The organism is Flavobacterium sp. WV_118_3 (genome assembly GCF_039778605.1).
Classification (GTDB): Bacteria; Bacteroidota; Bacteroidia; order Flavobacteriales; family Flavobacteriaceae; genus Flavobacterium.
This window is the reverse complement of the sequence record NZ_CP156060.1, coordinates 1,094,821-1,119,758: the sequence shown is the minus strand read 5'-3', so window position 1 is coordinate 1,119,758 and position 24,938 is coordinate 1,094,821. Positions and strand designations below refer to the sequence as shown.

At 40.2% G+C, this 24,938-nt stretch carries 20 protein-coding genes; 11 read left to right on the top strand and 9 right to left on the bottom strand.

Annotated features, from left to right (window positions below; all coding sequences use genetic code 11):
* Positions 1 to 36 precede the first annotated feature (36 nt).
* The 3 genes from ABFU83_RS05200 (at position 37) to ABFU83_RS05190 (ending at position 2,833) form a co-directional block, all read left to right on the top strand.
* The gene (locus ABFU83_RS05200) at positions 37 to 594 is read left to right on the top strand and encodes a thioredoxin family protein (protein ID WP_347069421.1); all 558 of its coding nucleotides are present in this window, start codon (positions 37 to 39) and stop codon (positions 592 to 594) included.
* Between the two features lie 275 nt (positions 595 to 869).
* Complete coding sequence (locus ABFU83_RS05195; RefSeq protein ID WP_347069420.1) at positions 870 to 2,432, top strand: FMN-binding glutamate synthase family protein; 1,563 nt, start codon at positions 870 to 872, stop codon at positions 2,430 to 2,432.
* Positions 2,433 to 2,443: 11 nt separating this feature from the next.
* Positions 2,444 to 2,833 carry a GreA/GreB family elongation factor gene (locus ABFU83_RS05190; protein WP_136401174.1) on the top strand — a complete coding sequence of 130 codons (390 nt, stop codon included), beginning with the start codon at positions 2,444 to 2,446 and terminating at the stop codon, positions 2,831 to 2,833.
* A 51-nt stretch (positions 2,834 to 2,884) separates the two neighbouring features.
* Here ABFU83_RS05190 and ABFU83_RS05185 read toward each other — a convergent pair whose 3' ends face one another.
* From ABFU83_RS05185 to ABFU83_RS05160, 6 genes are all read right to left on the bottom strand, one after another.
* Positions 2,885 to 3,436 carry a hypothetical protein gene (locus ABFU83_RS05185; RefSeq protein WP_347069417.1) on the bottom strand — a complete coding sequence of 184 codons (552 nt, stop codon included), beginning with the start codon at positions 3,434 to 3,436 and terminating at the stop codon, positions 2,885 to 2,887.
* Positions 3,437 to 3,536: 100 nt separating this feature from the next.
* Entirely contained in the window at positions 3,537 to 4,562 is a 1,026-nt protein-coding gene (locus ABFU83_RS05180) for an MvdC/MvdD family ATP grasp protein (protein WP_347069415.1), read from the bottom strand.
* An 89-nt stretch (positions 4,563 to 4,651) separates the two neighbouring features.
* Positions 4,652 to 5,626, bottom strand: coding sequence for an MvdC/MvdD family ATP grasp protein (locus ABFU83_RS05175; protein ID WP_347069413.1), 975 nt, complete (start codon positions 5,624 to 5,626; stop codon positions 4,652 to 4,654).
* Between the two features lie 56 nt (positions 5,627 to 5,682).
* Positions 5,683 to 5,967 (bottom strand): microviridin/marinostatin family tricyclic proteinase inhibitor, encoded by a 285-nt coding sequence (locus ABFU83_RS05170; RefSeq protein ID WP_347069411.1) that lies wholly within the window; start codon positions 5,965 to 5,967, stop codon positions 5,683 to 5,685.
* A 340-nt stretch (positions 5,968 to 6,307) separates the two neighbouring features.
* Positions 6,308 to 7,240, bottom strand: coding sequence for a peptidylprolyl isomerase (locus tag ABFU83_RS05165; RefSeq protein WP_347069410.1), 933 nt, complete (start codon positions 7,238 to 7,240; stop codon positions 6,308 to 6,310).
* A 63-nt stretch (positions 7,241 to 7,303) separates the two neighbouring features.
* The gene (locus ABFU83_RS05160; protein ID WP_347069409.1) at positions 7,304 to 8,461 is read right to left on the bottom strand and encodes an MFS transporter; all 1,158 of its coding nucleotides are present in this window, start codon (positions 8,459 to 8,461) and stop codon (positions 7,304 to 7,306) included.
* Positions 8,462 to 8,607: 146 nt separating this feature from the next.
* On the opposite strand from ABFU83_RS05160, the gene ABFU83_RS05155 reads away from it, so the two are divergent.
* From ABFU83_RS05155 to ABFU83_RS05120, 8 genes are all read left to right on the top strand, one after another.
* Positions 8,608 to 9,408, top strand: coding sequence for a class I SAM-dependent methyltransferase (locus ABFU83_RS05155; RefSeq protein ID WP_347069407.1), 801 nt, complete (start codon positions 8,608 to 8,610; stop codon positions 9,406 to 9,408).
* Between the two features lie 3 nt (positions 9,409 to 9,411).
* Positions 9,412 to 9,858 (top strand): DUF1569 domain-containing protein, encoded by a 447-nt coding sequence (locus ABFU83_RS05150; RefSeq protein WP_347069406.1) that lies wholly within the window; start codon positions 9,412 to 9,414, stop codon positions 9,856 to 9,858.
* Between the two features lie 11 nt (positions 9,859 to 9,869).
* Positions 9,870 to 10,604 (top strand): hypothetical protein, encoded by a 735-nt coding sequence (locus ABFU83_RS05145; protein ID WP_347069404.1) that lies wholly within the window; start codon positions 9,870 to 9,872, stop codon positions 10,602 to 10,604.
* Positions 10,605 to 10,648: 44 nt separating this feature from the next.
* Positions 10,649 to 11,326, top strand: coding sequence for a tRNA (guanosine(37)-N1)-methyltransferase TrmD (gene trmD, locus ABFU83_RS05140; RefSeq protein ID WP_136401266.1), 678 nt, complete (start codon positions 10,649 to 10,651; stop codon positions 11,324 to 11,326).
* A 167-nt stretch (positions 11,327 to 11,493) separates the two neighbouring features.
* Positions 11,494 to 11,847 carry a 50S ribosomal protein L19 gene (gene rplS, locus ABFU83_RS05135; protein ID WP_136401265.1) on the top strand — a complete coding sequence of 118 codons (354 nt, stop codon included), beginning with the start codon at positions 11,494 to 11,496 and terminating at the stop codon, positions 11,845 to 11,847.
* Positions 11,848 to 12,085: 238 nt separating this feature from the next.
* On the top strand, positions 12,086 to 14,308 hold the full coding sequence (locus ABFU83_RS05130; protein WP_347069403.1) for an NADP-dependent isocitrate dehydrogenase: 2,223 nt from the start codon (positions 12,086 to 12,088) through the stop codon (positions 14,306 to 14,308).
* A gap of 231 nt (positions 14,309 to 14,539) precedes the next feature.
* Positions 14,540 to 15,091, top strand: coding sequence for a hypothetical protein (locus ABFU83_RS05125; RefSeq protein WP_347069402.1), 552 nt, complete (start codon positions 14,540 to 14,542; stop codon positions 15,089 to 15,091).
* A 40-nt stretch (positions 15,092 to 15,131) separates the two neighbouring features.
* The gene (locus ABFU83_RS05120) at positions 15,132 to 15,923 is read left to right on the top strand and encodes a polysaccharide deacetylase family protein (RefSeq protein WP_347069401.1); all 792 of its coding nucleotides are present in this window, start codon (positions 15,132 to 15,134) and stop codon (positions 15,921 to 15,923) included.
* A gap of 98 nt (positions 15,924 to 16,021) precedes the next feature.
* Here ABFU83_RS05120 and ABFU83_RS05115 read toward each other — a convergent pair whose 3' ends face one another.
* The 3 genes from ABFU83_RS05115 to ABFU83_RS05105 form a co-directional block, all read right to left on the bottom strand.
* A complete protein-coding gene (locus ABFU83_RS05115; protein WP_347069400.1) occupies positions 16,022 to 21,925 on the bottom strand; it encodes a T9SS type B sorting domain-containing protein in 5,904 nt (1,967 codons plus the stop codon).
* A gap of 169 nt (positions 21,926 to 22,094) precedes the next feature.
* Complete coding sequence (locus ABFU83_RS05110) at positions 22,095 to 23,960, bottom strand: OmpA family protein (RefSeq protein WP_347069399.1); 1,866 nt, start codon at positions 23,958 to 23,960, stop codon at positions 22,095 to 22,097.
* Between the two features lie 15 nt (positions 23,961 to 23,975).
* Positions 23,976 to 24,911, bottom strand: a complete 936-nt coding sequence (locus tag ABFU83_RS05105) for a type IX secretion system membrane protein PorP/SprF (RefSeq protein ID WP_347069398.1) — start codon at positions 24,909 to 24,911, stop codon at positions 23,976 to 23,978.
* Between the last annotated feature and the right edge of the window lie 27 nt (positions 24,912 to 24,938).

Here is a 24,938-nt window from a genome sequence, read left to right as displayed (position 1 = left end):
TTCTTATCTTTAGGCACTTTTAACAATCTGCTAAATATGGCCCGTACTCCGTCAAATATGTTACCATTAGGTACTATTGCTCCTGAATTTTACCTAAAAGACACCAATTCGTCAGATACGTTTTATTCGTTTTCCGATTTAAAAGGCGAAAAAGGAACTGTGGTGTTGTTTATCTGCAACCATTGTCCGTTTGTACATCATGTTATAGAAGAAGTGGTTCGAATTGCTAACGACTATCGCGTACAAGGCGTTGGTTTTATCGCGATTTCGAGTAACGATATTGTTAATTATCCGCAGGATGCCCCGGAATTAATGACCGAATTTGCCTTTGAAAACAAATTTGAATTTCCCTATCTGTATGATGAAACCCAACAGGTTGCACGCGACTATGATGCGGCTTGTACGCCCGATTTCTATTTATTCGACAGCTTGAATAAACTGGTCTACCGTGGACAATTGGATGACAGCAGACCTGGGAACGGTATTCCATTAAGTGGTAGTGATTTACGCGGTGCCATCGACGGAATCGTTTATAACAGGGTGATCAATCCGATTCAAAAACCCAGTCTGGGCTGCAATATTAAGTGGAAATAATGCAGATATAAAAAAAATACCTACCTTTGCCCTGTGTAAACAAAAAGAACACCATGTTAAGTAGTCCTCTATTAACGGTTATCAGGCCATTGCTTTCTGTAAGGAAACGCAGTCTGGCTGTTCTATTTTCGCACAACAAAGCCTTCATCAATTAGGCCCCGTATATAGTTCGTTTTTCTTTTTGCATATATACGCGGGTACATCCTTTACACTTTATACAGTAAATTAATTTTTTTCGGCCGATAAACGCTGCCGGACACTTTTGTATATTTATCATGACATCTAAAAAGTTTTTTGCATCCCTTGTTGCACGTCAAATTATTTGGTTTGTAGCGATTACCGCTTTAATCGCAGGTTTGTATTTTGTAAAATTCCACGGTTGGGCCTGGGAAGTCCTCTTACTTCCGATAGCCCTGATGGTTATTATTGCTGTCGACACCTTTCAGCCACGCCACTCCATTCGTCGTAACTACCCGTTAATTGGCAGGATGCGTTATCTGTTCGAATCGGTTCGCCCCGAATTCCGCCAGTATTTCTTTGAAGGCGAACTGGACGGGAAACCTTTTAACCGACGGCAACGATCTATCGTTTACCAACGTGCCAAAAACGAAAAACAAACGGTATCCTTTGGAATGCAGGACGACCCGAATCGTATCGGCTATGAATGGGCGGCACATTCGGTATATCCTAAAAAGGCAGACGAATCGACTTTCCGTATTACGATTGGGAATACACAGTGTTTGCAACCTTATAGTTCCAGCATTTTAAACATTAGTGCGATGAGCTACGGAGCGTTGAGTAAAACAGCCGTTACTTCTTTAAACAAAGGTGCCAAAATGGGTGGATTTGCGCATAACACCGGCGAAGGTGGTATTAGTGACTATCATCGTCAGGGAGGTGATTTAATCTGGCAAATCGGAACCGGATATTTTGGTTGTCGTAATCAGGATGGTACGTTTTCGAATGAATTATTTGCCGAAAGAGCCGCTTATCCGGAAGTAAAAATGATCGAGTTAAAGTTGTCGCAAGGTGCCAAACCGGGTCACGGCGGATTATTGCCGGCGGAAAAAAACACACCCGAAATTGCCAAGATTCGAAGTATTGAACCCTATACTACAGTACATTCACCATCGGCACATACGGCGTTTAGCAATGCTATCGAGCTTTTGTATTTTATCAATCAGTTACGACAGTTATCCAATGGAAAACCAGTCGGTTTTAAAATCTGTATCGGTCGTCAGGACGAATTTGTAACCATTGTAGAAGCGATGATGGAAACCCGGATTTTTCCGGATTTTATCACTGTTGACGGAGCAGAAGGTGGAACCGGAGCTGCTCCAATGGAATTTATCGATTATATGGGAATGGCCTTATCGGATGCACTGGTATTTGTGAGCGCTACCCTACGCCAATACGGAATTCGCGAGCAAATCAAAATTCTTGCTGCCGGAAAAGTAATTTCTGCTTTCGATATGGCAAAAGCAATGGCTCTGGGTGCCGATGCATGTTACAGTGCGCGTGGAATGATGTTTTCGCTGGGATGCATCCAGGCGTTACAGTGTGATAGCGGAAAGTGTCCGGTAGGAATTGCAACTCAGGATAAAGCGTTATACAAAGGAATTGATATCACCGATAAGAGTGTGCGTGTGGCGAATTTCCATAAAAATACGATGAAAGCTTTAGGTGAATTTATCGGAGCCTGTGGTTTTGAAAACCCGAAAGAGATTACACCAGGTGTCTTTTACCGCAGAACATCAGGTAATTCCAACCAGAGTTTTGCCGAGTTATATTTTAAAGAAAAAGAAACGAATAGTAAAAAGGAAATGTCTAATTTTTAAAGATAATAGTTATGAAACCAATACCTGTATTAACACTGACCGATTATCAGTTGCTTCGTGAATTGACAAAAAGCAGTCAGAACAGTACCAGTAAAAAAGAAATAATGCAATTGTCGCAGGAGTTGGACCGAGCCATTGTAAACAAAAACGATGTCCTGGAAGACAATATTGTACGTATCAATTCTTTTGTGGAAATTGAAGATACAAAAGCCAAACAACGTATGAAAATTCAGATTGTACTGCCGCAACTTTCCAATATCAAAGAAGGAAAAGTATCGGTAATTGCACCGCTTAGCATCGCGCTGATCGGTTTTAAAGAAAATGATGAAGTCGATTGGGAAATGCCGGCCGGAGTAAAATCACTGCGCATTATTTCGGTTTCCAACCCGATTGAAGAATAATCCATAAAAAAACACCTTCCTATACTGATGGTGTTTTTTTATGCCTACTGTTTAACGTTCCAGAATAATCTCTACCGGTCGGTTGGTTCTGGGTCCGAACTGCATTGCCTGTCGTTCGTTTTGTGCCGAACACAACACATACATATTATAGCTGTTCAACGGAACGATTTGTGTTTTAAACAAGCCACCGTTCGCCTTTCCGTCGACATCTTCTACTTTTATCGAAAAATTTTCGGCCGGAAATGTATTCGCTACCGAAAGCAGATAATTTTCTTTTGCAAAAGGAAAAAACCAACGGCTCTTTGCATTTTTATCCGTTTCTGTTGTAATTCTTTTGCCGTTATCATCAATCTTATAATTCAACGAAAAAACCAACGCCTTGTTTGCATTGGTCCAACTATAGGCGTTATTTAGGTTGATCACATCATTTCCCGCACTATCCACAATCGTGATTTTTAAATCTTTAATGGTTTCTTTTTTACCATTTTCATGGACATCCAACACCAGATAGGACGTAAAATCGTAACCGCAATGTTGCACGGCAACCTGAGCTTTGGTCGTAAAAAAACTAAAAAACAACGGTAATATAAATAGGTAGCGCATAATGATTCAATAGGATTGTAAAAATACAAAAGCAAATAAAAAAAGCACCCTAAATAGAGCGCTTTTAATTTTTGTATGAGATAATTTATAACGTTTTATACTAAACAGTCATTGTATTTCTTTCGAAAACCGGCGTATACCTACGGTTCGCCTTACCTAAAAGTACCTTGGCTATTTGCTCCGAAATCGGATTATCTTCCAGTAGTCGATCCAACCAGAAAAATTCTCCGGCCGAATTGATTTCAAGGAAATAATAGTCGTCGTCCGGTGTTACAATGATATCGATCGCACCGTAGTTCACTTCATACATATCCATCATTTGTAGCAGCTTATCTTTTAAGTCGGAAGGCAGCTCATACGGTTTCCAATCCTGTAATAATTCAACACCTTCCCTACGCCAGTCTAACTTGGCATTATCCAGTTTTTGAGAATCGATTTCAAAAGCATATACCTCATCTCCTACGATTGTAATTCGCAATTCTACTTTTTTCTCCAGTTTTTCCTGGAACTGCATCGGACAATATTGTAAAGTTTCAATTTCGTCCAGATCTTCTTCCTTAATCAGATTCGTAAACACAACATTTTCAACCCCATTTCTTTCGATGGCAAACGAGCTTTGCATTTTGGTAATCACCCCTTTCGGATGCGCTCTTACAAAACGTTTCGCCTCTTGCGGGCTATTGGTAATACAAGATTCCGGAACTTTCATCCCCAGGAAATCGGCAATACGCATTTGTTCTTCTTTACTATCCAAACGTCGGTATTTACTATATTTTCCGATCTGAAAACAAGGTAAACTTTCTAAAAATCCAAATAAAGTAGCGCGGATTTCACCATAGGTACTAGCCAGATATTCTCTTTCCAGCACTTGACTCAGGTCTCCGCCTAAATTCATACTGCGTCTGTACCATAATGCTACACAATCATGAAGCCCGACCCGGGTTCCTTCATAATCCAGATATATTTTCCATTCTCCGTTTTCAAAACAGCTACTTAAACTATATTTAAGCGGATATTCATCTACATTAAAACGGATCGGTTCTCCGCCGTGTTCTCTAATTTTTCCCGATACGATATCGATGCATTCATTATCCTGAGAATGCGTAATGATCAATACTTTTCCCATAACTATTTTTTTGTGTTATCTACAGTCCCATACCGGGTGTTTTCAATATAACAGTTATTACTAATTTTCAAATACAAAGCAAAGCTGCCTTAGCGGATTCTTGCTACCAGTTTTTCGGCTATGGTTTGCCCGATCGGGTAACCCAAATCCCGCTGAATCATACCCCACTCACCTTGTGGGTTTACTTCCAGAAAGACATATTGCCCTCCTTTTTGGCGAATCATGTCAATTGCCCCGAAATACAAACCGATGTCACGCATCATTTTTTCAAGAGCCAGACAAATTGGTTCCGGTAAGGTATATAATTCCCAGGACGGCATAATATCTTTTGCCGCACGCCAATCGGTTTTTCCGGCTTCTGAAGCCTGGGCATTAATTTTACCGGTAAAAAAAATACCGTCGACATAGATAATTCGCAGTTCATACATTTTTTCGATGTTTTGCTGGAATATCATCGGACAGTACACTAAAGTTTCCAAACGTCCCAGATCGGATTCTTCGATTCGGGTTGTTGGAAAAAAAGGAGTATCCCCTTTCATACTTCGGGATAAAGAGCCGTGTAATTTGGCAATCATGTTGCCGTTACAAACGGTATGGAAAAACGTTTTTACCTTTTCAGGCTCGTTGGTAATAAGCGTTTCCGGTATATTTAAACCCGATTTACGGGCAAAAACCAGTTGTTCCAGTTTGTTTTCCGCTATCCGGTGATCCAATTCCATTGGATTCATCCAGGGAAGATGGCGGAGGGATTCAAAAAAAAGACTACGCATGGTAGTATATTCCTGAAGATAAATATTTTTAAAAGCGTCATCAAGATCATCCGGCACATTGATATGCCATAATTTTCGATAATAAACCGCTTCGATAGCATCAAGAGAAACCAGTACTCCATCTTGCTTTAAACGGACCGTGTGTCCGTGTTGATCGACTGTATATTCAAATTCCAGCTGATCGGAAAAAGTATCGGAATTTAATCGAAAAACCTCTTTTCCCAGTTCTTTTAAACGTTCTATTACAATATCGATCGTATAGAAATCATTACTGTGGCTTATACATAATATCATGGCATACAATAAAAACAGGCAATGTCCCCAAAAGAGGTCATTGCCCGTAAATTTTATTACAACATAGTAGGATCTGTGTCTGGCACTAAGATTGGTCCTCCAGTTTCGTCGTTATCCGATGGATATTTCATGGTTTGCATCATATCCAAATTTTTTGAAGTAACGATTGGCCCAGGTCCGTCTTCGTTATCCGATGGATATTTTAATGTAACGTAGATCGTATCCGCAGTTTTTAATGTGATGATATCACCACCTTGTACTGTACTTTTTTCCTCGTTAGACATTTGATTCTCTAGGAAATTCGCAAAAAAAGGCTTTTTAAGGTCTTTATTATTTTTCATAATTACTAAATTTTTAAAGTTAATTGAGTTGTCGAGTGTTATTTGCAAATAATTGACATTCCCAAAATACTATTTTTTTTTTCGCTTCGATAAAAAAATTAAGTTTATATAAAAAATAAAACCAAACAACTGGTTACAAGAATATTACACCTTTTAACAAAAGTTATAATTTAATAAAGAACTGTTAAATTTAACACAATTCTAATATGCACGCATATTAAAAAAGGACATTTTAACACATTAAAAAGAATATTTGAGCCAAAAAACACTCAAAATGCCTATTATAAAAAATAAAAAAAACTGCCTTATAAGGCAGTTTTTACTATAATCAAATCGATAACTATTTTACATCCATTAATTCCACATCGAAAATAAGCGTTGCATCCGGTGGAATAACACCTCCGGCACCACGAGATCCGTATCCTAAATACGATGGAATCACAAAACGCGCTTTATCGCCAACCTGTAGTAAGGCAATACCTTCGTCCCATCCTTCGATAACATGTCCTTTTCCTAATGGGAATTCGATAGGTTGTTTTCTTTTATACGAGCTGTCGAAAACCATTCCGTTCTCCAAAGATCCGGAATAATGAACTGAAACCGTTTTACCTTTTTCAGCTTGTTTTCCATTTCCTTTCTGGATCATTTTATAACGCAAACCGCTTTCAGTTTTTTCAAAACCGGCAGCTAGTTTTTCCAATGCTTCTTCTGCCTGACGTTTTTGCTCGGCTAAACGTTTTTCTCGAGAGCCTTCGAAAGTACGGAACGCCTCAATAGCATTCCATTTTTGTGCTTCTTCACCTACTCTAACGATTTCAAGGCTTTCAATTACATCATCTTGCTGAATTGCATCAACGATATCCTGTCCTTCCACTACATGTCCGAAAACGGTATGTTTATTGTCCAACCAAGGTGTTTCCACATGTGTGATAAAAAACTGCGATCCGTTTGTTCCAGGTCCGGCATTGGCCATCGATAACACACCTGGTGTATCGTGTTTTAATTCCGGGTGAAACTCATCGTCAAACTGATATCCCGGTCCGCCAACACCACTTCCTAGCGGGCAACCTCCCTGAATCATAAAATCGGAGATTACTCTGTGGAATTTCAATCCATCATAATACGGTTTCCCTTGAGGTTTAACATCATTTTCCAGGTTACCTTCAGCCAGTCCTATAAAGTTACCAACAGTTCCCGGTGTTTTATCATGCGTTAATTTCACTAAAATAACGCCTTTATTCGTATTAAATTTTGCGTAAATTCCGTCTTGCATTTTTTTTAATTTTAAATATAATGAGCAACAAATATAAGTTTATTTTACAAAATGTGAATTTCTTTATTTGCGCTTGTACGTGAGCGCATAAATAATAATTGAGGCTACCGACAACATCGCGCCACCAATTGAAAAGGCCTGCCATTTTCCGAAATTCCACAACCAAAGTCCAAAAGCCGATCCGAGCGCCGTTCCTAAAAAGCTAAACGACATATATACGGTATTCATCCGGTTACGTGCTTCGGGCAATAACGAATATACCCGCGTCTGGTTGGAAATATGTACCGACTGTAAGCCAACATCGATAAATACGATCCCGATCATAATTCCGATCATACTTTCCGAAGAAAAATAGAACACAATAAAACTGATCAATAATAACAAACAGCCATAACCAATCACGACCCTTGGGTTTCCTTTATCTCCGAGTTTCCCAACCAGTGGAGCCGCCAAAGCACCGGAAGCACCTACGATACCAAAAAGTCCGATTGTTGCACTGTTAAAATTAAACGGATCACCGGATAACAACAATACCATCGTCGTCCAGAAAGCTCCAAACTGTGCAAAACTTAGCGCATTGATCAAAGTGGCTTCGCGTAGCATCGGTTGTGTTTTGATCAATGAAAATAACGACTGTAATAATTCGCCATAAGTACCTTTAAAATCGGGTTTATTTACCGGGAATTTTTTCTGAATCACCACTACAATTAATAAACACAAAACGGCTGCAATCCAAAACATCCCACGCCATCCAAGCCAGGCTCCGATAAAACCACTAACGGTTCGCGAGATCAGAATTCCAACCAACAGACCACTCATCACCGTTCCAATGACCTTACCTCTTTGTTCTGGCGAGGCTAAACTGGCCGATAAAGGTAAAATTAATTGCGGAACAATCGAAGCGGCACCGATCAGGAAACTGGCTATTTGCAGCATTCTGAAATTGGAAGCCGTAGCCGCAATAATAAGCGCTACAACTGCCGCCAATGTTGTAAACTGGATTTGTTTTTTACGTTCCAGTTTATCGCCCAGCGGAACCATAAAAAACATTCCGATAGCATATCCGGCCTGTGTCAGATACGTAATTGTACCCGCCTGATCTTCGGGAATGGCAAATTCTTTTGCAATAAGGATAATAAGGGGCTGACAATAATACAGGTTTGCGACAATTAAACCTGTTGCAATGGCCATAAAGCCAACATCTGTTTTGGATAAGTTCATGCTACAAAATTAATCCGATAAGTCTTAATTAAATCTTAAATTACAGGAAAAGATATGCAGCCCATGTTGAGAAAAACGGACAAACAGTATATTTGTAAAGCACTTTTCGGACTTTTTCCGAAAAGCATCCATCAAAAAACACCAATATGGAAATTCCAAAAGATTATTTAGCTACGAATAAAGCCACCTGGAACCAAAAAGTGGACTACCACGTGGATTCCGACTTCTATAATACGGAAGCCTTTTTAAACGGAAAATCAACATTAAACGATATTGAACTTCATTTATTGGGCGATGTAACCGGGAAAAAAATATTACACCTCCAATGCCATTTTGGTCAGGATACCCTTTCGTTAGCTCGTATGGGAGCCAAAGTCACCGGTATGGATTTATCCGACAAAGCCATTGCCAAAGCCCGCGAACTGGCCGAACAGCTCAATCTCGATGCTACTTTTGTTTGTTCCGATGTATACGATTTACCCCATCAGTTGGAAGGTGAATTCGATATCGTATTTACCAGTTATGGAACCATTGGCTGGTTACCCGATCTGGATAAATGGGCGCAGGTGATTCATCATTTTCTAAAACCCGGTGGGAAATTTGTTTTTGCCGAGTTTCATCCGGTTGTATGGATGTTTGATTATGATTTCACAAAAATTGAATACAGTTATTTCAATACCGAGACGATTATTGAAACGACTTCAGGTACCTATGCCGACAAAGAAGCTCCCCTGAAAAACGAATCGGTGAGCTGGAATCATCCGCTCACAGAAGTATTCCAATCTCTTATAAAAAATACATTGGAAATTAATACCTTTGAGGAGTACGATTATTCGCCATACAGCTGTTTTAATGAAGTAGAAGAATTTGCGCCAAACAAATTCCGTATCAAACATCTGGACAACAAAATACCCATGGTTTACGCTATTGTCGCCACAAAAAAATAACCTATGAAAAGCTTATACAACACAAATTCCAATCAGGAAATCATTGATCGCATCAACCAATTGTCGCCTCATTCCCTATCGCATTGGGGGAAAATGACCGTGAGCCAGATGATGGAACATTGTCAGGCACCGTTAAAAGTAGCCTTTGGCGAATTAACGATACAACAAAGTCTGATCGGCTTTTTATTTGGCCGAATGGCAAAAAAGAAGTTGGTTAGCGACAAACCTTTCGATCCGAATATCCCCACAGCAAAAGAATTTATCATCACGCACGAACCCGATTTTGATGCTGCAAAAAAAACATTAATAGAACATGTTAGCCGCTTTCAAAATGGACCTTCGGTGATTAAAAATCTGAAACACCCGTTTTTTGGACCAATGACGGCCGAAGAATGGGATATTTCACAGTGGAAACACCTTGATCATCATTTAAGACAATTTGGTGTTTAACCGAACTGATTATGATTGCTCTGAATAGAATTCTTCTGGCAGTTAGTTGTATGACACTTTTTTCCTGTTCAAAAAGTGAATCGGACTATAAACTATCGGGGAGGTTTATTAATACATCCTATTTAGAGCAATCTAAAACAAAATTATTACAGAATATTCCTTTTTATGGTACCGAAATAACGTTTGAAAAAGACAGTATTGTATTTACAAACGGATTTGAAACCGGGAAACTGGCTTACACCCAAAAAGGAAATCGCTATATTTTAAAGGAAGCCTATCAACATAATGGTCATTTAAAAGAGCTGATTCTCGAAGCGACTTCCGATTCCACTTTTACGTTACACGATACCGAATACACCACCGCCTCTACTCCTTCGGTTTTTACAAAATCGAAAATACCATTTGAGTCGGCACTGGCAAAAAAAGTAATTGACGGTAGTTACGAACTACTATATCCGGAAAGGTTAAAAAACACCCCTGTTACTTTTTCGGCTTTTACAATTACCGGACTTCCGGATTACAATCGCTATAACCTCTGTTATTCCGGTGATTGTATGCAAATGATCACCGACACGATTAATAGTATTTATTTAAGTCGTCCGGACGGTCATACGGATTTATTCGGCTGGCAAAATGGTTTGCAACAAACACTCGAATTGTATCGTGTTTCCGATCCGATACCGGATAGCAAAGGCGGACAACGAATTACCCAAAAGGCCTTTATTCTTAAAAAAGCCGGGAAATAATCCCATTGTTATTTTTTAGACTATTTTTGCGAAAATTTTTGAATATGCGCATTGATATTATCACCGTTTTACCCGAGTTAATCAAAAGCCCGTTTGAAGCTTCTATTTTAAAAAGAGCGATCAGTAAAGGTCTGGTAGAAGTTCATTTTCACAATCTACGCGATTATAGCACCAACAAACACAAAAACGTAGACGACTATCAGTTTGGCGGCGGTGCCGGAATGGTGATGAGTATTGAGCCAATCGATGCCTGTATTTCAAAATTAAAAAGCGAACGCGACTACGACGAGATTATTTATATGACTCCGGATGGTGCGACATTAAACCAGAAAATGGCCAATTCGATGTCGTTATTAAAAAACATCATCATTTTATGCGGGCATTATAAAGGAGTGGATCAACGCGTGCGCGATCAGTTTATCACAAAAGAAATTTCCATTGGCGATTATGTTTTATCCGGTGGTGAACTTGGTGCGGCTGTTTTGGCCGACAGTATCATCCGATTAATTCCAGGCGTATTGAGTAATGAAACTTCGGCACTAACCGACAGTTTTCAGGATAATTTATTATCGCCTCCTATTTATACCCGTCCGGCGGAATACAAAGGATGGAAGGTTCCGGATATCTTATTGAGCGGAAATTTCCCTGAAATTGAAAAATGGCGGGAACAAAAAGCCTATGAACATACCAAAACCCGTCGTCCGGATTTGCTGGAAGACTAATAATCAGACGGATAGTATTACAATTCAATTTTTGTTTTTTATTGTTTTTTACTACAAAAACACTTGCAACATAATGTAAATTCACTATCTTTGCGCCCATATTTGGACCAACCTCTGACGATACCCGTGAATGTTGCTCTGATTCAAAACAATTAACATTAACAATCATGTCAAATTTATTAAAATTTGTTCAAGACGAATTCGTAGCGAAAAAAGATTTCCCTGAATTTGGAGCTGGTGATACTATCACTGTTTATTACGAAATTAAAGAGGGTGAAAAAACAAGAACACAGTTCTTCAAAGGAGTTGTTATCCAAAAAAGAGGTGCTGGTGTAACTGAAACTTTCACTATCCGTAAAATGTCAGGATCTGTAGGAGTTGAGCGTATCTTCCCTGTAAACATGCCTGCTTTACAAAAAATTGAAGTGAATCAAAGAGGTAAAGTTCGTAGAGCTCGTATCTTCTACTTCAGAGAACTTACTGGTAAAAAAGCAAAAATCAAAGAAAAAAGAAGAAGATAATTCTATTTCAATGTTTTATAGAACAAGTCCCGGCCATGTCGGGACTTTTTTTTGCTAAAATTCAACCCTCAAAATTATCATTTTAGCATTTTTTAAACGTCAAATTAATAAAATCCTAAATCCACAGTTAACCCGCTTATTACAACTGCATTTTCTATTGATTTTCGTATCTTTGCTACGCTTTTTAAAAGCCCGACACTACTAACATTATTTCGATACGATTTAAAAAATTCAAACGATGTCACAAAAATCAAAGATTATCTACACCATCACCGATGAGGCACCGATGTTGGCGACACATTCCTTTTTACCAATTGTACAGGCATTCACGGCACCATCCGGAATTGAAATAGAAACAAGAGACATCTCTCTTGCCGGAAGAATTTTAGCCAACTTCCCGGAATTTTTACAAGAAGGACAACGCATTAATGATGATTTGGCCGAATTAGGAAAACTGGCTACAACACCGGAAGCAAACATCATTAAATTACCGAATATTTCGGCTTCGATTCCGCAATTAAAAGCGGCGATCAAAGAATTACAGGCACACGGTTTTGCTATACCGGATTACCCGGAAGAACCGAAAAACGATGCTGAAAAAGAAATTAAATCCAAATATGCTAAAGTATTAGGATCTGCCGTAAACCCGGTATTACGGGAAGGAAACTCCGATCGTAGAGCGCCGAAAGCGGTAAAAAATTACGCAAAAGCAAACCCGCATTCTATGGGTGCCTGGTCTGCTGATTCCAAAACACACGTAGCGAGCATGGATCACGGTGATTTTTACGGTAGTGAGAAATCGGTGACCGTAACCGAAGCGACAGACGTTAAAATCGAATTTGTTGGCACTGACGGAGCAACAACGGTTTTAAAAGCCAGTACGCCGTTAAAAGCCGGTGAGATCATCGATAGTTCGGTATTGAGCTTAAAAGCCTTAAAAGAATACGTTTCCAAAGAAATTGAAAATGCGCGTGCTGAAAACGTATTGTTATCCATACACTTAAAAGCGACCATGATGAAGGTTTCCGATCCTATCATCTTTGGAGCCATCGTTGAAGTATACTTTAAAGACGTATTTGAAAAATATGCGGCTTTATTTAAAGAATTAAACGTTGATACCCGTAACGGTTTAGGCGATGTATATGCTAAAATTGCCGGACATCCGCAACAAGCTGAAGTGGAAGCTGCGATTTTAGACACCTACAAAAAAGGACCGGCTTTGGCTATGGTAAATTCTGATAAAGGAATCACCAACCTTCACGTGCCATCCGATGTGATCGTAGATGCTTCGATGCCGGCTATGATCCGTACTTCTGGACAAATGTGGAATGCTGAAGGCAAACAACAAGACACTAAAGCACTTATTCCGGACAGATGTTATTCCGGATTGTATACGGCTACCATCGATTTCTGTAAAAAGAATGGCGCTTTCGATCCAAAAACAATGGGAAGTGTTCCAAACGTAGGATTGATGGCACAAAAAGCCGAAGAATACGGTTCGCATGATAAAACGTTTCAGGCTACAGCTACTGGAGTAATCCGCGTTGTGGACGCTAACGGAACCGTTTTAATGGAACAAAACGTAGCAACCGGAGACATTTTCAGAATGTGTCAAACCAAAGATGCTCCAATTCAGGATTGGGTTAAACTGGCTGTAAACAGAGCTAAAGCAAGTAATACACCTGCTGTATTTTGGTTAGATGAAAACAGAGCACATGACAGAGAATTGATCAAAAAAGTAAATACCTACTTAAAAGAGTACGATACAACCGGATTAGACATCCGAATTCTTTCTCCGGTTGAAGCAACACTTTTCTCATTAGAAAGAATCAAAAACGGATTGGATACCATTTCTGTAACCGGAAACGTATTACGTGATTACCTAACCGACCTGTTCCCTATTTTAGAATTAGGCACATCGGCTAAAATGCTTTCTATCGTTCCGTTAATGAACGGTGGCGGATTGTTTGAAACCGGTGCGGGAGGATCTGCTCCGAAACACGTAGAACAATTCCTTGAAGAAGGTTATTTACGTTGGGATTCATTAGGAGAGTTCCTGGCTTTGGCAGTATCATTAGAACATTTAGGAAATGTTTTCAATAGCGATAAAGCTTTGATTCTTGCTGAAACATTGGATCAGGCTACTGAAAAATTCCTTGCTAATGACAAATCTCCTGCCCGTAAAGTAGGTCAGATTGATAACAGAGGATCACATTTCTATTTGGCACTGTATTGGGCGGAAGCTTTAGCTTCGCAAACTAAAGATGCCGAACTTCAGGCTAAATTTGCACCAATTGCAAAAGAACTTGTTGAAAATGAAGCTAAAATTGATGCTGAATTAATCGGTGCTCAAGGTAAACCACAAAATATAGGTGGTTACTATCAGCCAACTGAATCATTAACAGATCAGGCAATGCGTCCAAGTGAAACATTGAATGCCATCTTATCGAAATTAGTGTAATCTTTACTTGATTATATATCATGATAAAGGGGTTGTCTCATTTTTGAGACAACCCCTCTTTTTTTAAAAATATGTTAGGCTTATATTTTAAACAAAATACAAAAGTGACAGAGAAGAATTAAAAAAACATCTTTATGCCCTAAAGGAATCTTCATTTATTCTTCATTTGCGATCAGTATATTTATTTCTTAATTTTAAGAATTACTATACCATTTCAACCATAATTGTATCATGGAAAGACTATCAAAAAAAGATTGCAGAAAAAACAATACAAATAAAGTTTTCAGAGTTGTTATTTTATTGCTGATTGTTTCTTTTAATACCAAATCTTTCGGACAGGAAAAATCAGAAAATAAAATTGTATTGCCTATTGAAGTGAAAGCAGCTTTTGAAAAACGATATCCTGATGTTAAGGCTTCCTGGACAAGGGAATATAGAGGCTATAATAATGATCAACTAAGGTATGAAGCTAAATTCAGAGGCAGTAAAGGAAACGATCTGGCTGTATTTGATAATCTGGGTAACCTGAAAGCATTTGAATCCAGTATTGCTTTGAGCCACCTTCCTAAAAAAGCAACTAATTACTTGAAAAAAGCACATTTGGTAAAGAAAGTTACCGAAGCGGTTAAGGTTACCGATATGGATATACAATCGGATTCCGATATCGATTTGAATATAAAATCTATGATCACGTATGAAGTTGGGGTTGTTAAAGAAAACCTGTTTTATGATTTGGTTTTTACCGATAAAGGAGATTTTATCAGAATGGTACAAAAGAATTAAATCTTTTAAAGCAGTATTTAAAAAGTAAACCATAGTATTCATGAAGTCATTTATTTACAAATTCCTCTTGATTATCATCACGATAATTTTATCCGCCTGCGAAAATAAAAAAGTATTATCTCAACCTGCCTCATCTGCAAAACCTTATAAAGCAGGTGTGGTTTTATCTTTTGACGACGCTTATGTAGATGAATGGTTTGAGGCCGATCAGACTTTAAAAAAATACGCCTGGAAAGCCTCTTTTTGTACTTGCAGGATTGATTCTATAGGGGCGCCCCAATTAAGCAAACTTCTTCAGATGCAGAAAAACGGACACGAAATAGCCGGACATGGCTATCATCATTTTAATGCAGTAAAGTATGTGGCGGCAAACGGAATCGACAATTATATAAAAGCAGAGATAGACCCCATGCTCGCTTCGATGAAAAGGTTGTCTTTAAACGTAACCTCATTTGCCTATCCCTACGGTGAAAGATCTAAGGAACTCGATGAGGCTTTGGCTCCAAAATTTAATATTATCAGAGGAAGGGCATTTTGTGGCGATGTTCCGGAAAAAGAAGGCTGTTATTTTAGAGATACAAAATATATGTATGCCTTTGATATCGATAATAACCATGTTCATTTTAGCATACCTTACCTTTTAGAACTATTAGATTATGCCAGGGAAAAAAATAAGATACTTATTTTGTGCGGCCATAAACCGGTTAAGGAGTTAACGGATAATTATCAAATAAAAATTGAAACACTAGAGTTTGTCTGTAAATACATAAAACAGAACAATATGAAGTTTTACACCTTATCCGATTTGGGTAACCTAATTAGAAAGGAATAAAAAAGATTACTGCTGTATAACATAAAAAGGCTGTCAATGACAGCCTTTTTATGTTTTTCTTAACCAGATAGGTTTCTAAAACCTGTCTGGTTAGCGCTTTATCGTTTTAACGAGAAATGCGCTTTAAACTCTTTAATATCTCCATTCTCCGTATAGGTCACTGTGAACCAGTAATCCGTCGATGGCAGCTGTTGACCGTTCATCGTTCCGTCCCATCCGGTTGAGCGCGATGGTTTGATCTGTTTCAATAGTTTTCCGTATCGGTCAAATATATAAATTTTTGCGTTTGCATCGTTTTCTAAATCACCAATATTCCAGAAATCGTGGTAACCGTCTCCGTTTGGTGTAAAGTAATGCGGATAGTTGATCGCTGTTACAGGGATGGTTACCGTAGCACAACCTTTGTTATCGTATACCGTTACGGTATGCGATCCAGAGCTTACATTAGTAAATACAGGGCTTGTCTGGATATCGCCTTCGTCTAACTGGTATACATACTCCCCGATTCCAATCGCTTCTACTGTGATCGATTGGTTATCCGTAAAGGCATTCGATACATAAGCCGTTACTTCTGCCGGTTCCGATTGTGTGATCACAACTGATGCCGGTAATGAAGGACATCCTGTTGCAATACTGGTTGCAATTACAGAGAACGTTCCCGGGTGATTTACTTCATACGTCGCTCCTGTTGCGCCTGCAATTGGTTGTGGTACTCCGGCTGCATCATTCTCATACCATTGGAACGTATGCGTTGTAGCATCCAATCCACTGTTGATGATATGCGTACTTAGTACTGTTCCAGTTTCTTGATCAATACACACAAATCCTGCGTTTGGTGTTGGCTCCGGTAAACGGTGTACCGTGATATTGAATCGGATTTCAGCAGGACATCCGTAAGCACTATACGTATTTTTAACTACCGCAATGATTTCGTGCGTCAGGTAATCCGTGATCGTATAAGCTCCCGGTGTTCCAATTGGTGTTCCGTTGGCTAAATCAGCATCCGAAGCATAGTAGCTTACGCTAAAGTTCGGATCCGCTGCCTGTACAGGCCCTAAGATCGTAGCGTCTAAATCATTCAAGTTAAACGTTTCCGTTTGATCATTCAGATCATCACATCTGTCGATATCCGCTACATCGGTAGCTTCCGATCCTCGCTCTACAAATAATTGGAAGCTGGTCGTATTGTAACATCCTGTTGCGGTGTTTACCACACGTACATAGATCGTCTCTCCGTTCACGGTACTTGGGTGACTGGTTGCCAGTGGATTTGCTCCGGTATCCGCATCTGCCTGGTTAGCATGGTAGCTCACCGTGTAACCTGCTGGACCTTGTCCGGCTAAAGCTTCAGGGGTTTTCGTACTTAAATCAAATACACCACTTCCTGTGAATGGAATCTGACACATATGGTAATCCGTTACAGGACCAGCCGCTGGTCGTGGGTTTACGATTAATGGTTGTTCTACTACTAACGAACAACGGTCACGGTTGTTAGCCGGTGCAGTTGTTACACGTACCCATACGCTGGTTAAAGCGTTTCCGTTAGCATCCATATTTTGCCAGTTGGTTGGCGTAGCAATCGCGTTGATTCCCGCTAAAGCATCCGCCTGAGTTGGGTGATACGTTAATACGTAGTTCGCGTTATTTAAGATGTAGCTCGCATTTTGCGTTACATCAAAGAACGTGATTCCGTCTCCAGGGTAATCATCATCACAGGTTACAAGTGGTGCCGGGTCGAATTTCGGTTCCGGTAGTGGCGTAACACGGATGGTTAAGGTTACATAACTGCTACAGCCTGCTCCGCTTACTACTCCTACTAATAACGTCTGTACTGTAGCCGTATTGTGGAACGCGGTTGGATCGGTGATCAACGTAGCCGGGTTCGGTGGTAAAGCCGTACTGCTGTAGTAGTTGAAAGTATATCCTGTGGCTCCTCCGGTGATTTGCGCCTCGCGAATCGTTAGGTCAAAGATCTGATGCTGATCGTTTGGTAAAGCATCATCACAAAGGGTAATCTCGTCCGGCTGGGTTAATTGCAGCGGACTGTTTACAATCAGTTTAAAGCTTCCGATGGTGAAACATCCCGTTGCTTTATGCGTAACACGTACCCAGATCGTTTGTCCGTTGGTTCCGATAAAGTTCCCGTTGGATACGATAAATGGTGAACCATTCTGAGCATTGGTTTGTGAAATATAGTAGTTCACTTCATAATCCGATGCCGCTCCTGGTTGAGCCGCAAGGATTGTCGCAGTGTGTACTGTTAAATCAAACATCGTCTGGTTGTCATGCGGATTCGAATCCGTATCACACTCGGCAAGATCCAATAACGTTGGCATGATTGGTGCCGGTTCTACCAGTAAGTTGAACGAGTAAACGCTCTTACATCCTGTTACCGTATTGGTTGCCAATACCCATAGGGTTTGTGTCCAAGGATTGATGTTTTGGTACGGTTGAACCGTGATTGGGAACAAGCCGTTTTGTGCATTTTGCTGTGTCTCGTGGAAGCTTAATACCACATTAGCTTCGCCACTTAACATACCCGGAATTAAAGTCGTTAAATCAAAATCACCAATTCCATCGTTGTTCGTTCCGTCACATGTGGTTACCGGAGCGGTTGGCATTACCAATACCGGTAGTGGCTCTACCCGTAGGTCCATTGCCGTTACCGTGTAACAACCTGTTGTACTATTGGTCACACGTACAAAAATAGTTTGTACTGTGGCTACTTCGTTGGTATATAATGTTGGTAATTCCGTTCCGGCTGTTCCGGCATTGGCTAAAACCTGTGTTTTATAAAACTTAACTTCCAAGCCGGTTGTTGTTCCGATGATTTCCGGAATCTTGGTCGATAGATCGAATTGCTCGTATAACGACTGACCCGTGTAATCACATAAAGTGTATGCCGGTACCGGGTTCGGTACCGTTGGTAGTGGGTTTACGATTAATTGTAACTCCTCAATAGCAAAACATCCGGTTACATTATTTTCAATTCTTACAAAAATAATTTGTGGATTGGATAAATTGGTATAATTAAATAAGTTCCCTATTGGACTGGTTACCGTTTGTGCATTTGTCAAACTTTCATAATAACTAATAGTATGATCAACTGCATTTAAAGTTCCCAAGATCTCATTATTCTTCACACTAAGATCAAATACGGTAATACCATCGGCTACGGCATCATCACAAACCATCAAAGGTGTTGGTGCTGTCGCTCTCGGCGTTCGATCAACAATTAGTTGTAACATTACAATAGTAGCACAATCCGTTAGCGCATATCGTACTCTGACGTAAATTGTCTGTCCCCAGGGCTGAATATTACTATAAGGACTTGACAACGCGTTTAATCCCAATTGAGCATCTTCCGGTGTTTCATGGAACGTAACCGTTACACCGGGAGGTAAGGTTCCTCCTGTAATTTCCGGTATTGCAGCATGAAGATCAAAGGTTCCGACACCATCATCACTCGGATCGCAATATCGCATCGGTTGTGGCATAATGGCAACCGGTCCCTGTGTAATATTTAAATCCAACGTAGTTGTTGCATAACATCCTGTAGCCGGATTTTTAACACGCACATAAATCGTTGCCGGTCCGGAAGTATATAACACAGGCAACGGACTTAATCCTGAATCGGCATCAGTTTGCGTTAGATGATAGGTTACCTCCATTCCCGTTACGCCACCGGTAACTAAAGCATTATTTAGTGACAGGTTAAATTCAGCTGTAGTGTTCGAACCGTTGCTACAGGCATTCATTGGGTTTAACGGAACAATTACCGGTTTCGGATTTACAATCAATTGAAATGATCCTATTGTTTTACAACCCGTAGCATTACTCAATTGATACCAGATTGTTTCCGGATTACTCATATTCGGATAAGCCGTAACCGGGATAATCGGACTTGAACCGGAAAGGGCATTTGATTCACTTTCAAAATAACGTACTGTTACGCCGGTTTGTCCGTTGAGTAATTGTGCATCTTTAACCGTCAAATCAAATAATTCCATTCCGTCGCCCGGAATACTTGTTTCACATACTATAAAAGGAGTAACATTCGGATTAATCTGCGGTACAGGAGTTACATTCAATATTAATGTGGTAAATGACGGGCATTGATTGTTTGCAGAATCGACAACCCGAATATATAATGTCTGCGTATTCGGAGTGTTATTTGTATATAAAGGGCCTTTTGGATTACTTCCGGAATTGGCTTCTACCTGCGACTCATGAAAGGTCACCGTTAACCCTGTATTCCCGCCTGTGATTTCATTGATTTTAGTTGTTAAATCAAAAACCGCTAAACCATTGCCCGCATCACACATCTGAAAAGGTGTAGGCGTTGTAATAACCGGAGCCGTAATTACCGTTATTGTATGACTGGTTGCCAAAGGTTGATTACAAGCCGGTGTATCTGCCGAAGTTACACGGATTAAAGTATAGGTTACGGAAGCGGTTAAAACCGGAGTCGTGATCGTTGCGGTTCCGACAGCATCGAGCGTAATTGTTTCATCCGGTTGCCCGTTAGCCGAATAAGTTACTGTTGCATTTGGCGTACCATTTATCGTTAAAATTCCTGTTGTGTTTGAACAAGTTGAGGTCGTTCCTGTAATACTTGCCGTTGGTAACGGGTTAGCCGTAATCGTAACAGAACCGGTAAGATCTTGTGAACAAGCCGGTAATCCGGAAGTTGTTACCCGAACTAATTCGTAAATACCTGCCGTTCCCGCTAAAACAGTTGCGGTTCCGGATGCATCCAGTAGTAGCTGTTGGTTCGTTCCGTTATTAAAAGTATACGTAACCGTACTGTTTGGCGTTCCGGTAAAAGTAACCGGAGCCGTATCACCGGAGCAAATTGTAGTTGTTCCGGATATCGATGCCGTTGGTAACGGATTAACCGTTATGGTTACTGAAGTATTAAAGGGTTGCGAGCAAAGCATCACACCATTGTTATCCAGTACTTTTACCGATGTTAACGTATAAGTAGTTGCAGCTGTCAGGTTATGGGTAACCGTAAGCGTTCCGGATGCATTCAAAAGACCGGTCTGTGTTGGACCTCCGTTTACATTGTATTCTACCGTAGCATCCGGTGTTCCGGTAAACGTAATTGCTGCGGCATCACCGGAACAGATTACCGAAGCCGGCACCGTTAGCGAAGCCGTTGGTACGGGATATACCATGAGGTTAAACTGTGTAATAGTATAACATCCGGTAGTGTTATTCTTTACTGTGGCATATATCGTTTGCGGATTGGTGGTATTGGCTATAATGCCCGGTAGCGGTGCTATTCCATCATTAGCATTAGCCAATGTACCATAAAAGGACACTGTATTATTGGTCAGATCGGCATTGATCTGACTTCTGATTGAATTCAGGTCAAATAGTCCGATATTCGGTGTGTTACTACACGTTTTATAATCCGGAACCGGATTCGCAGTCGGCGGCGGAGCAAAAGCACCACCGTTATCTGTTGCAGTTCCGATCCATTCCAGATCAAATCCACCGTCTCCAACCGGTCTGTCAATCGCGATATAATACGACTGACCTGCCGTGACGGTTAACCATCTCACATAACTGTTCCCATTGGCACCGGGACCGGTTTGTGTTAAGGTTGTACTACCATTCATTCCGGTATGATTATTCAATTGTCCGGCCAATAGCGGATTTGTAGTGGCACAACGAATCGGGCTTCCTAAATTGGAACAGGTTCTGTTAGGACCGTACACCCAAAAATCGTAGTCAACCGTAATATTCGAATCATGCGGAATGATATTAAACCCTAACGTTCCGGATTGAATCACATTAATTTTTAACCAAATCGAATTATGTTCGGCACCGCCACATCCGGAGACTTCCTGGATAGCCCCAATGCCACTAGCGTTTGAACTGAATGTACCATTTCCGCAAACATTGATCGCATTGACACAATCGTTGGGTTGATTCTGCGCCTGTAACGAGCCGTATAATACGAAAGTTAATAATACTAGTAATAGCTTCTTCATTTATCAGTATTTTATTGATGAGGAATAGCTAACCTCAAAAAGATGAGATTAGCTATTAAATAAGGCGATCGTGACAGCTCCCTTGAAAATTATCTTATATCGTTTGTTAATTTCCAAAAAACCATGAGACTCTTTATGATATCAATTTCCGTCGGGAGCCAATTCAGATCTATTTTTTAATAATTATAAATTCAGAGCGTCTGTTTTGTGCCTGTTGCGCTTCCGTGCAATTGGTGCAGTTGCTCTTCGGTTCGGTATTTCCGAATCCCTTACCGGAGATGCGTTCTTTTTCAACTCCTTTAGAGATCAGATACTGTACTGTTGATTGTGCTCTTTGTTCCGATAATCTAAGGTTATAAGTTGCACTACCTTTGGAGTCGGTATGTGATTTTACGAAAATCACCATTGTCGGATGGTTTTTCATAACCGTTACCAGTTTGTTTAACTCATTTGCGCCCTGTTCTGTAATATTGCTTTTATCGAAATCAAAAAACACCGGGTTTAACAATACTTCCTTATCGGTAATAATCACTTCAACTGGCGTTAATGGCGCTTCAACAAGTACTTCACCCGATTTTACTTTTTGTACCGGGAATGAAGCGGTTTCAAAATCCGGAGCGGTTACCTGAAAGCTATAAGCGGTTTCGCAATCGGTTTCATAGCGTACTTTACCTTCGGAACCGGTTTGTTTTGTTGCAATTGTATTTCCTTTAGCATCCAGAATCGCTACCGAAGCATTGGATAATAGAGTGCCTGTTTTTTTATTGGTGACGATGGCAATTGCTTCGGCCGAACAAATCGGGATTGCGGTATAAATGGCATCCATCCCATTTCTGTTGGAAGCAAAAAAACCGATATTCTGACTTTTATTAAAACTAAAGGAGAAATCATCTTTTTCAGTATTGACCGGTTTTCCTAAGTTTTGAGCCGGCTCTGTCGATTTTAAATCCACTTTAAAGATATCCAATCCGCCAAATCCCTGTTTTCCGGAAGAGGCATAATATAAAATGTCTTCCTCAGCAATAAACGGGAAATTCTCTTTTCCGGGCGTATTGACAGCAGGGCCGAGATTTTCCGGCTTTCCGTATCCGTTAGCCGTAACACTCACTTTCCAGATATCGGATTCCCCCATTCCACCCGGCATATTGGATGCGAAATAGAGTGTTTTTCCATCTTTACTCAAACTTGGATTGGTTACGGAATAGGTCGTACTGTTAAACGGTAATGCTTCGATCTGCGACCATTTTCCATCAACTTTTGTTGCCTTATAAATTCCCTGCTGGCCTACTTTTACATTGTTTTTATTGCGTTCGTATTGTCCGGCACTATGTCCGTCTCTTGCAAAATACATGGTATTACCGTCGTTGCTAATTGTTACCGGTCCGTCGTGGAAAGCGGTATTTAGTTCACTTACCGGTTTGGGTTCTGAAAAAGTACCATCGCTGTTTCGGGTGGCCTCAAAGATATCCAGATACGGCTGATTCGCCCATTTGTCTGTTCTCCTGGATGTATTTCGGGTACTCACAAAATATAGCGTATTATCATTTGTCAATACCGCTCCGAAGTCGCTCTGATCCTTGCTATTGATATTGGTCGTTGCCACATCAAACATTTTCGAACGGTTTGTCAGACTTGGGATATAATTCGGATTGGCTTTGTGTTCCTTTGCCCGTGCATCGTTAGGTATTAAAGCCGCAAAAGTATCCATTTGCTTATTGGCTTCCTTATAATTCCCCATTGCTTTTAGTGTCTGAGCATAACGGTAATAGGTTTCAGCATTCGTTTTATTTTGGGTCGCTTTGGCATACCATTTCGCCGCTTCCGTCATATTAAACACATTATAGTAACTGTCGGCCAATTGCGTATATACATAAGCATTCGCATTTTTACCTTCCGCCAGTTTCTGGTATTCTGCTATAGCTTCTACGTACTGGTAATTTTCAAATAATTGATCGGCCTTTTCCGTAACCTTTTCTTGTCCGTAACTGGCTGTTAAGAGCAATACCAGTCCTAATGTTATATATTTTTTTTTCATACTGTTGGGTTGGAATTAGAAATATCGGGGTGACAGTGATACTTTTTTAGAAAAGTTCAGGTCAAATAACAACATTAATTCGTGCGATGCCGGTGTGGTCACTTTCAGATCAGAAACGATATGATCATATGCATATCCGATACGAAGTCCCGGTGTAATCGCATAATTTACCATTCCGCCAAAAGAATCATCCAATCGGTATGTTGCTCCGATTTCAAATTTGTCGAAAAACATAACATTTGCTGATAAGTCCAATGAAGTAGGCGCGCTAAAAGCCGATTTCATCATAAAAGACGGTTTAAACTTGGTGTTTTCGGATAGATTAAATACATATCCTCCTGTCAGGAAATAATGTTGTACGTCACTTCCGAAATTATATTCCTGTCCGTTTTGGGTAACATCCAGATGCGTTTTCTTTAACAGATTCGGAACGGAGAAGGCCAGATAGTATTGTTGCGTGTAATAGAAAAATCCGGTTCCGACATTAAAATAGGTATTATTCGTATCTTCTTTAAAAGCCACATCACCCGGATGCGGTACAAATCCGTTACCGATTTCGGAAAACAGCCCGATTTTCTGAAAGGTAGCTCCTGCCTTTAATCCTAACGCCAGACGATGTTCGCCCCCTAAATTTAGCGTATAGGAAAAATCAGCATAAACATTATTCTCTTCAACCGGGCCGATTTTATCCGAAACTGCCGAAATTCCCAGCCCTACATTTTTTCCTACCGGACTGTGAAGCGACAAAGTAGCTGTTTTGGGTGCGCCTTTGAGATCCACCCATTGCTGGCGGTATAAAATCCCTCCGGATAAGCTTTCTTTCGAACCGGCATAGGCGGGATTCATGACATTCATGTTATACATGTATTGTGTATAATGCGGATCCTGTTGTGCGTTAACGTCCAGCGCGAACATAGCCACTAACAGGGATGCAAAATATATTTTTTTCATATTTACTGTTCTTTGAAAAATACAGCC

Coding starts and splice junctions, on each gene's coding strand:
- ABFU83_RS05200 (WP_347069421.1), top strand. CDS start 37: ATGGCCCGTACTCCGTCAAATATGTTACCATTAGGTACTATTGCTCCT.
- ABFU83_RS05195 (WP_347069420.1), top strand. CDS start 870: ATGACATCTAAAAAGTTTTTTGCATCCCTTGTTGCACGTCAAATTATT.
- ABFU83_RS05190 (WP_136401174.1), top strand. CDS start 2,444: ATGAAACCAATACCTGTATTAACACTGACCGATTATCAGTTGCTTCGT.
- ABFU83_RS05185 (WP_347069417.1), bottom strand. CDS start 3,436: ATGCGCTACCTATTTATATTACCGTTGTTTTTTAGTTTTTTTACGACC.
- ABFU83_RS05180 (WP_347069415.1), bottom strand. CDS start 4,562: ATGGGAAAAGTATTGATCATTACGCATTCTCAGGATAATGAATGCATC.
- ABFU83_RS05175 (WP_347069413.1), bottom strand. CDS start 5,626: ATGATATTATGTATAAGCCACAGTAATGATTTCTATACGATCGATATT.
- ABFU83_RS05170 (WP_347069411.1), bottom strand. CDS start 5,967: ATGAAAAATAATAAAGACCTTAAAAAGCCTTTTTTTGCGAATTTCCTA.
- ABFU83_RS05165 (WP_347069410.1), bottom strand. CDS start 7,240: ATGCAAGACGGAATTTACGCAAAATTTAATACGAATAAAGGCGTTATT.
- ABFU83_RS05160 (WP_347069409.1), bottom strand. CDS start 8,461: ATGAACTTATCCAAAACAGATGTTGGCTTTATGGCCATTGCAACAGGT.
- ABFU83_RS05155 (WP_347069407.1), top strand. CDS start 8,608: ATGGAAATTCCAAAAGATTATTTAGCTACGAATAAAGCCACCTGGAAC.
- ABFU83_RS05150 (WP_347069406.1), top strand. CDS start 9,412: ATGAAAAGCTTATACAACACAAATTCCAATCAGGAAATCATTGATCGC.
- ABFU83_RS05145 (WP_347069404.1), top strand. CDS start 9,870: ATGATTGCTCTGAATAGAATTCTTCTGGCAGTTAGTTGTATGACACTT.
- trmD (WP_136401266.1), top strand. CDS start 10,649: ATGCGCATTGATATTATCACCGTTTTACCCGAGTTAATCAAAAGCCCG.
- rplS (WP_136401265.1), top strand. CDS start 11,494: ATGTCAAATTTATTAAAATTTGTTCAAGACGAATTCGTAGCGAAAAAA.
- ABFU83_RS05130 (WP_347069403.1), top strand. CDS start 12,086: ATGTCACAAAAATCAAAGATTATCTACACCATCACCGATGAGGCACCG.
- ABFU83_RS05125 (WP_347069402.1), top strand. CDS start 14,540: ATGGAAAGACTATCAAAAAAAGATTGCAGAAAAAACAATACAAATAAA.
- ABFU83_RS05120 (WP_347069401.1), top strand. CDS start 15,132: ATGAAGTCATTTATTTACAAATTCCTCTTGATTATCATCACGATAATT.
- ABFU83_RS05115 (WP_347069400.1), bottom strand. CDS start 21,925: ATGAAGAAGCTATTACTAGTATTATTAACTTTCGTATTATACGGCTCG.
- ABFU83_RS05110 (WP_347069399.1), bottom strand. CDS start 23,960: ATGAAAAAAAAATATATAACATTAGGACTGGTATTGCTCTTAACAGCC.
- ABFU83_RS05105 (WP_347069398.1), bottom strand. CDS start 24,911: ATGAAAAAAATATATTTTGCATCCCTGTTAGTGGCTATGTTCGCGCTG.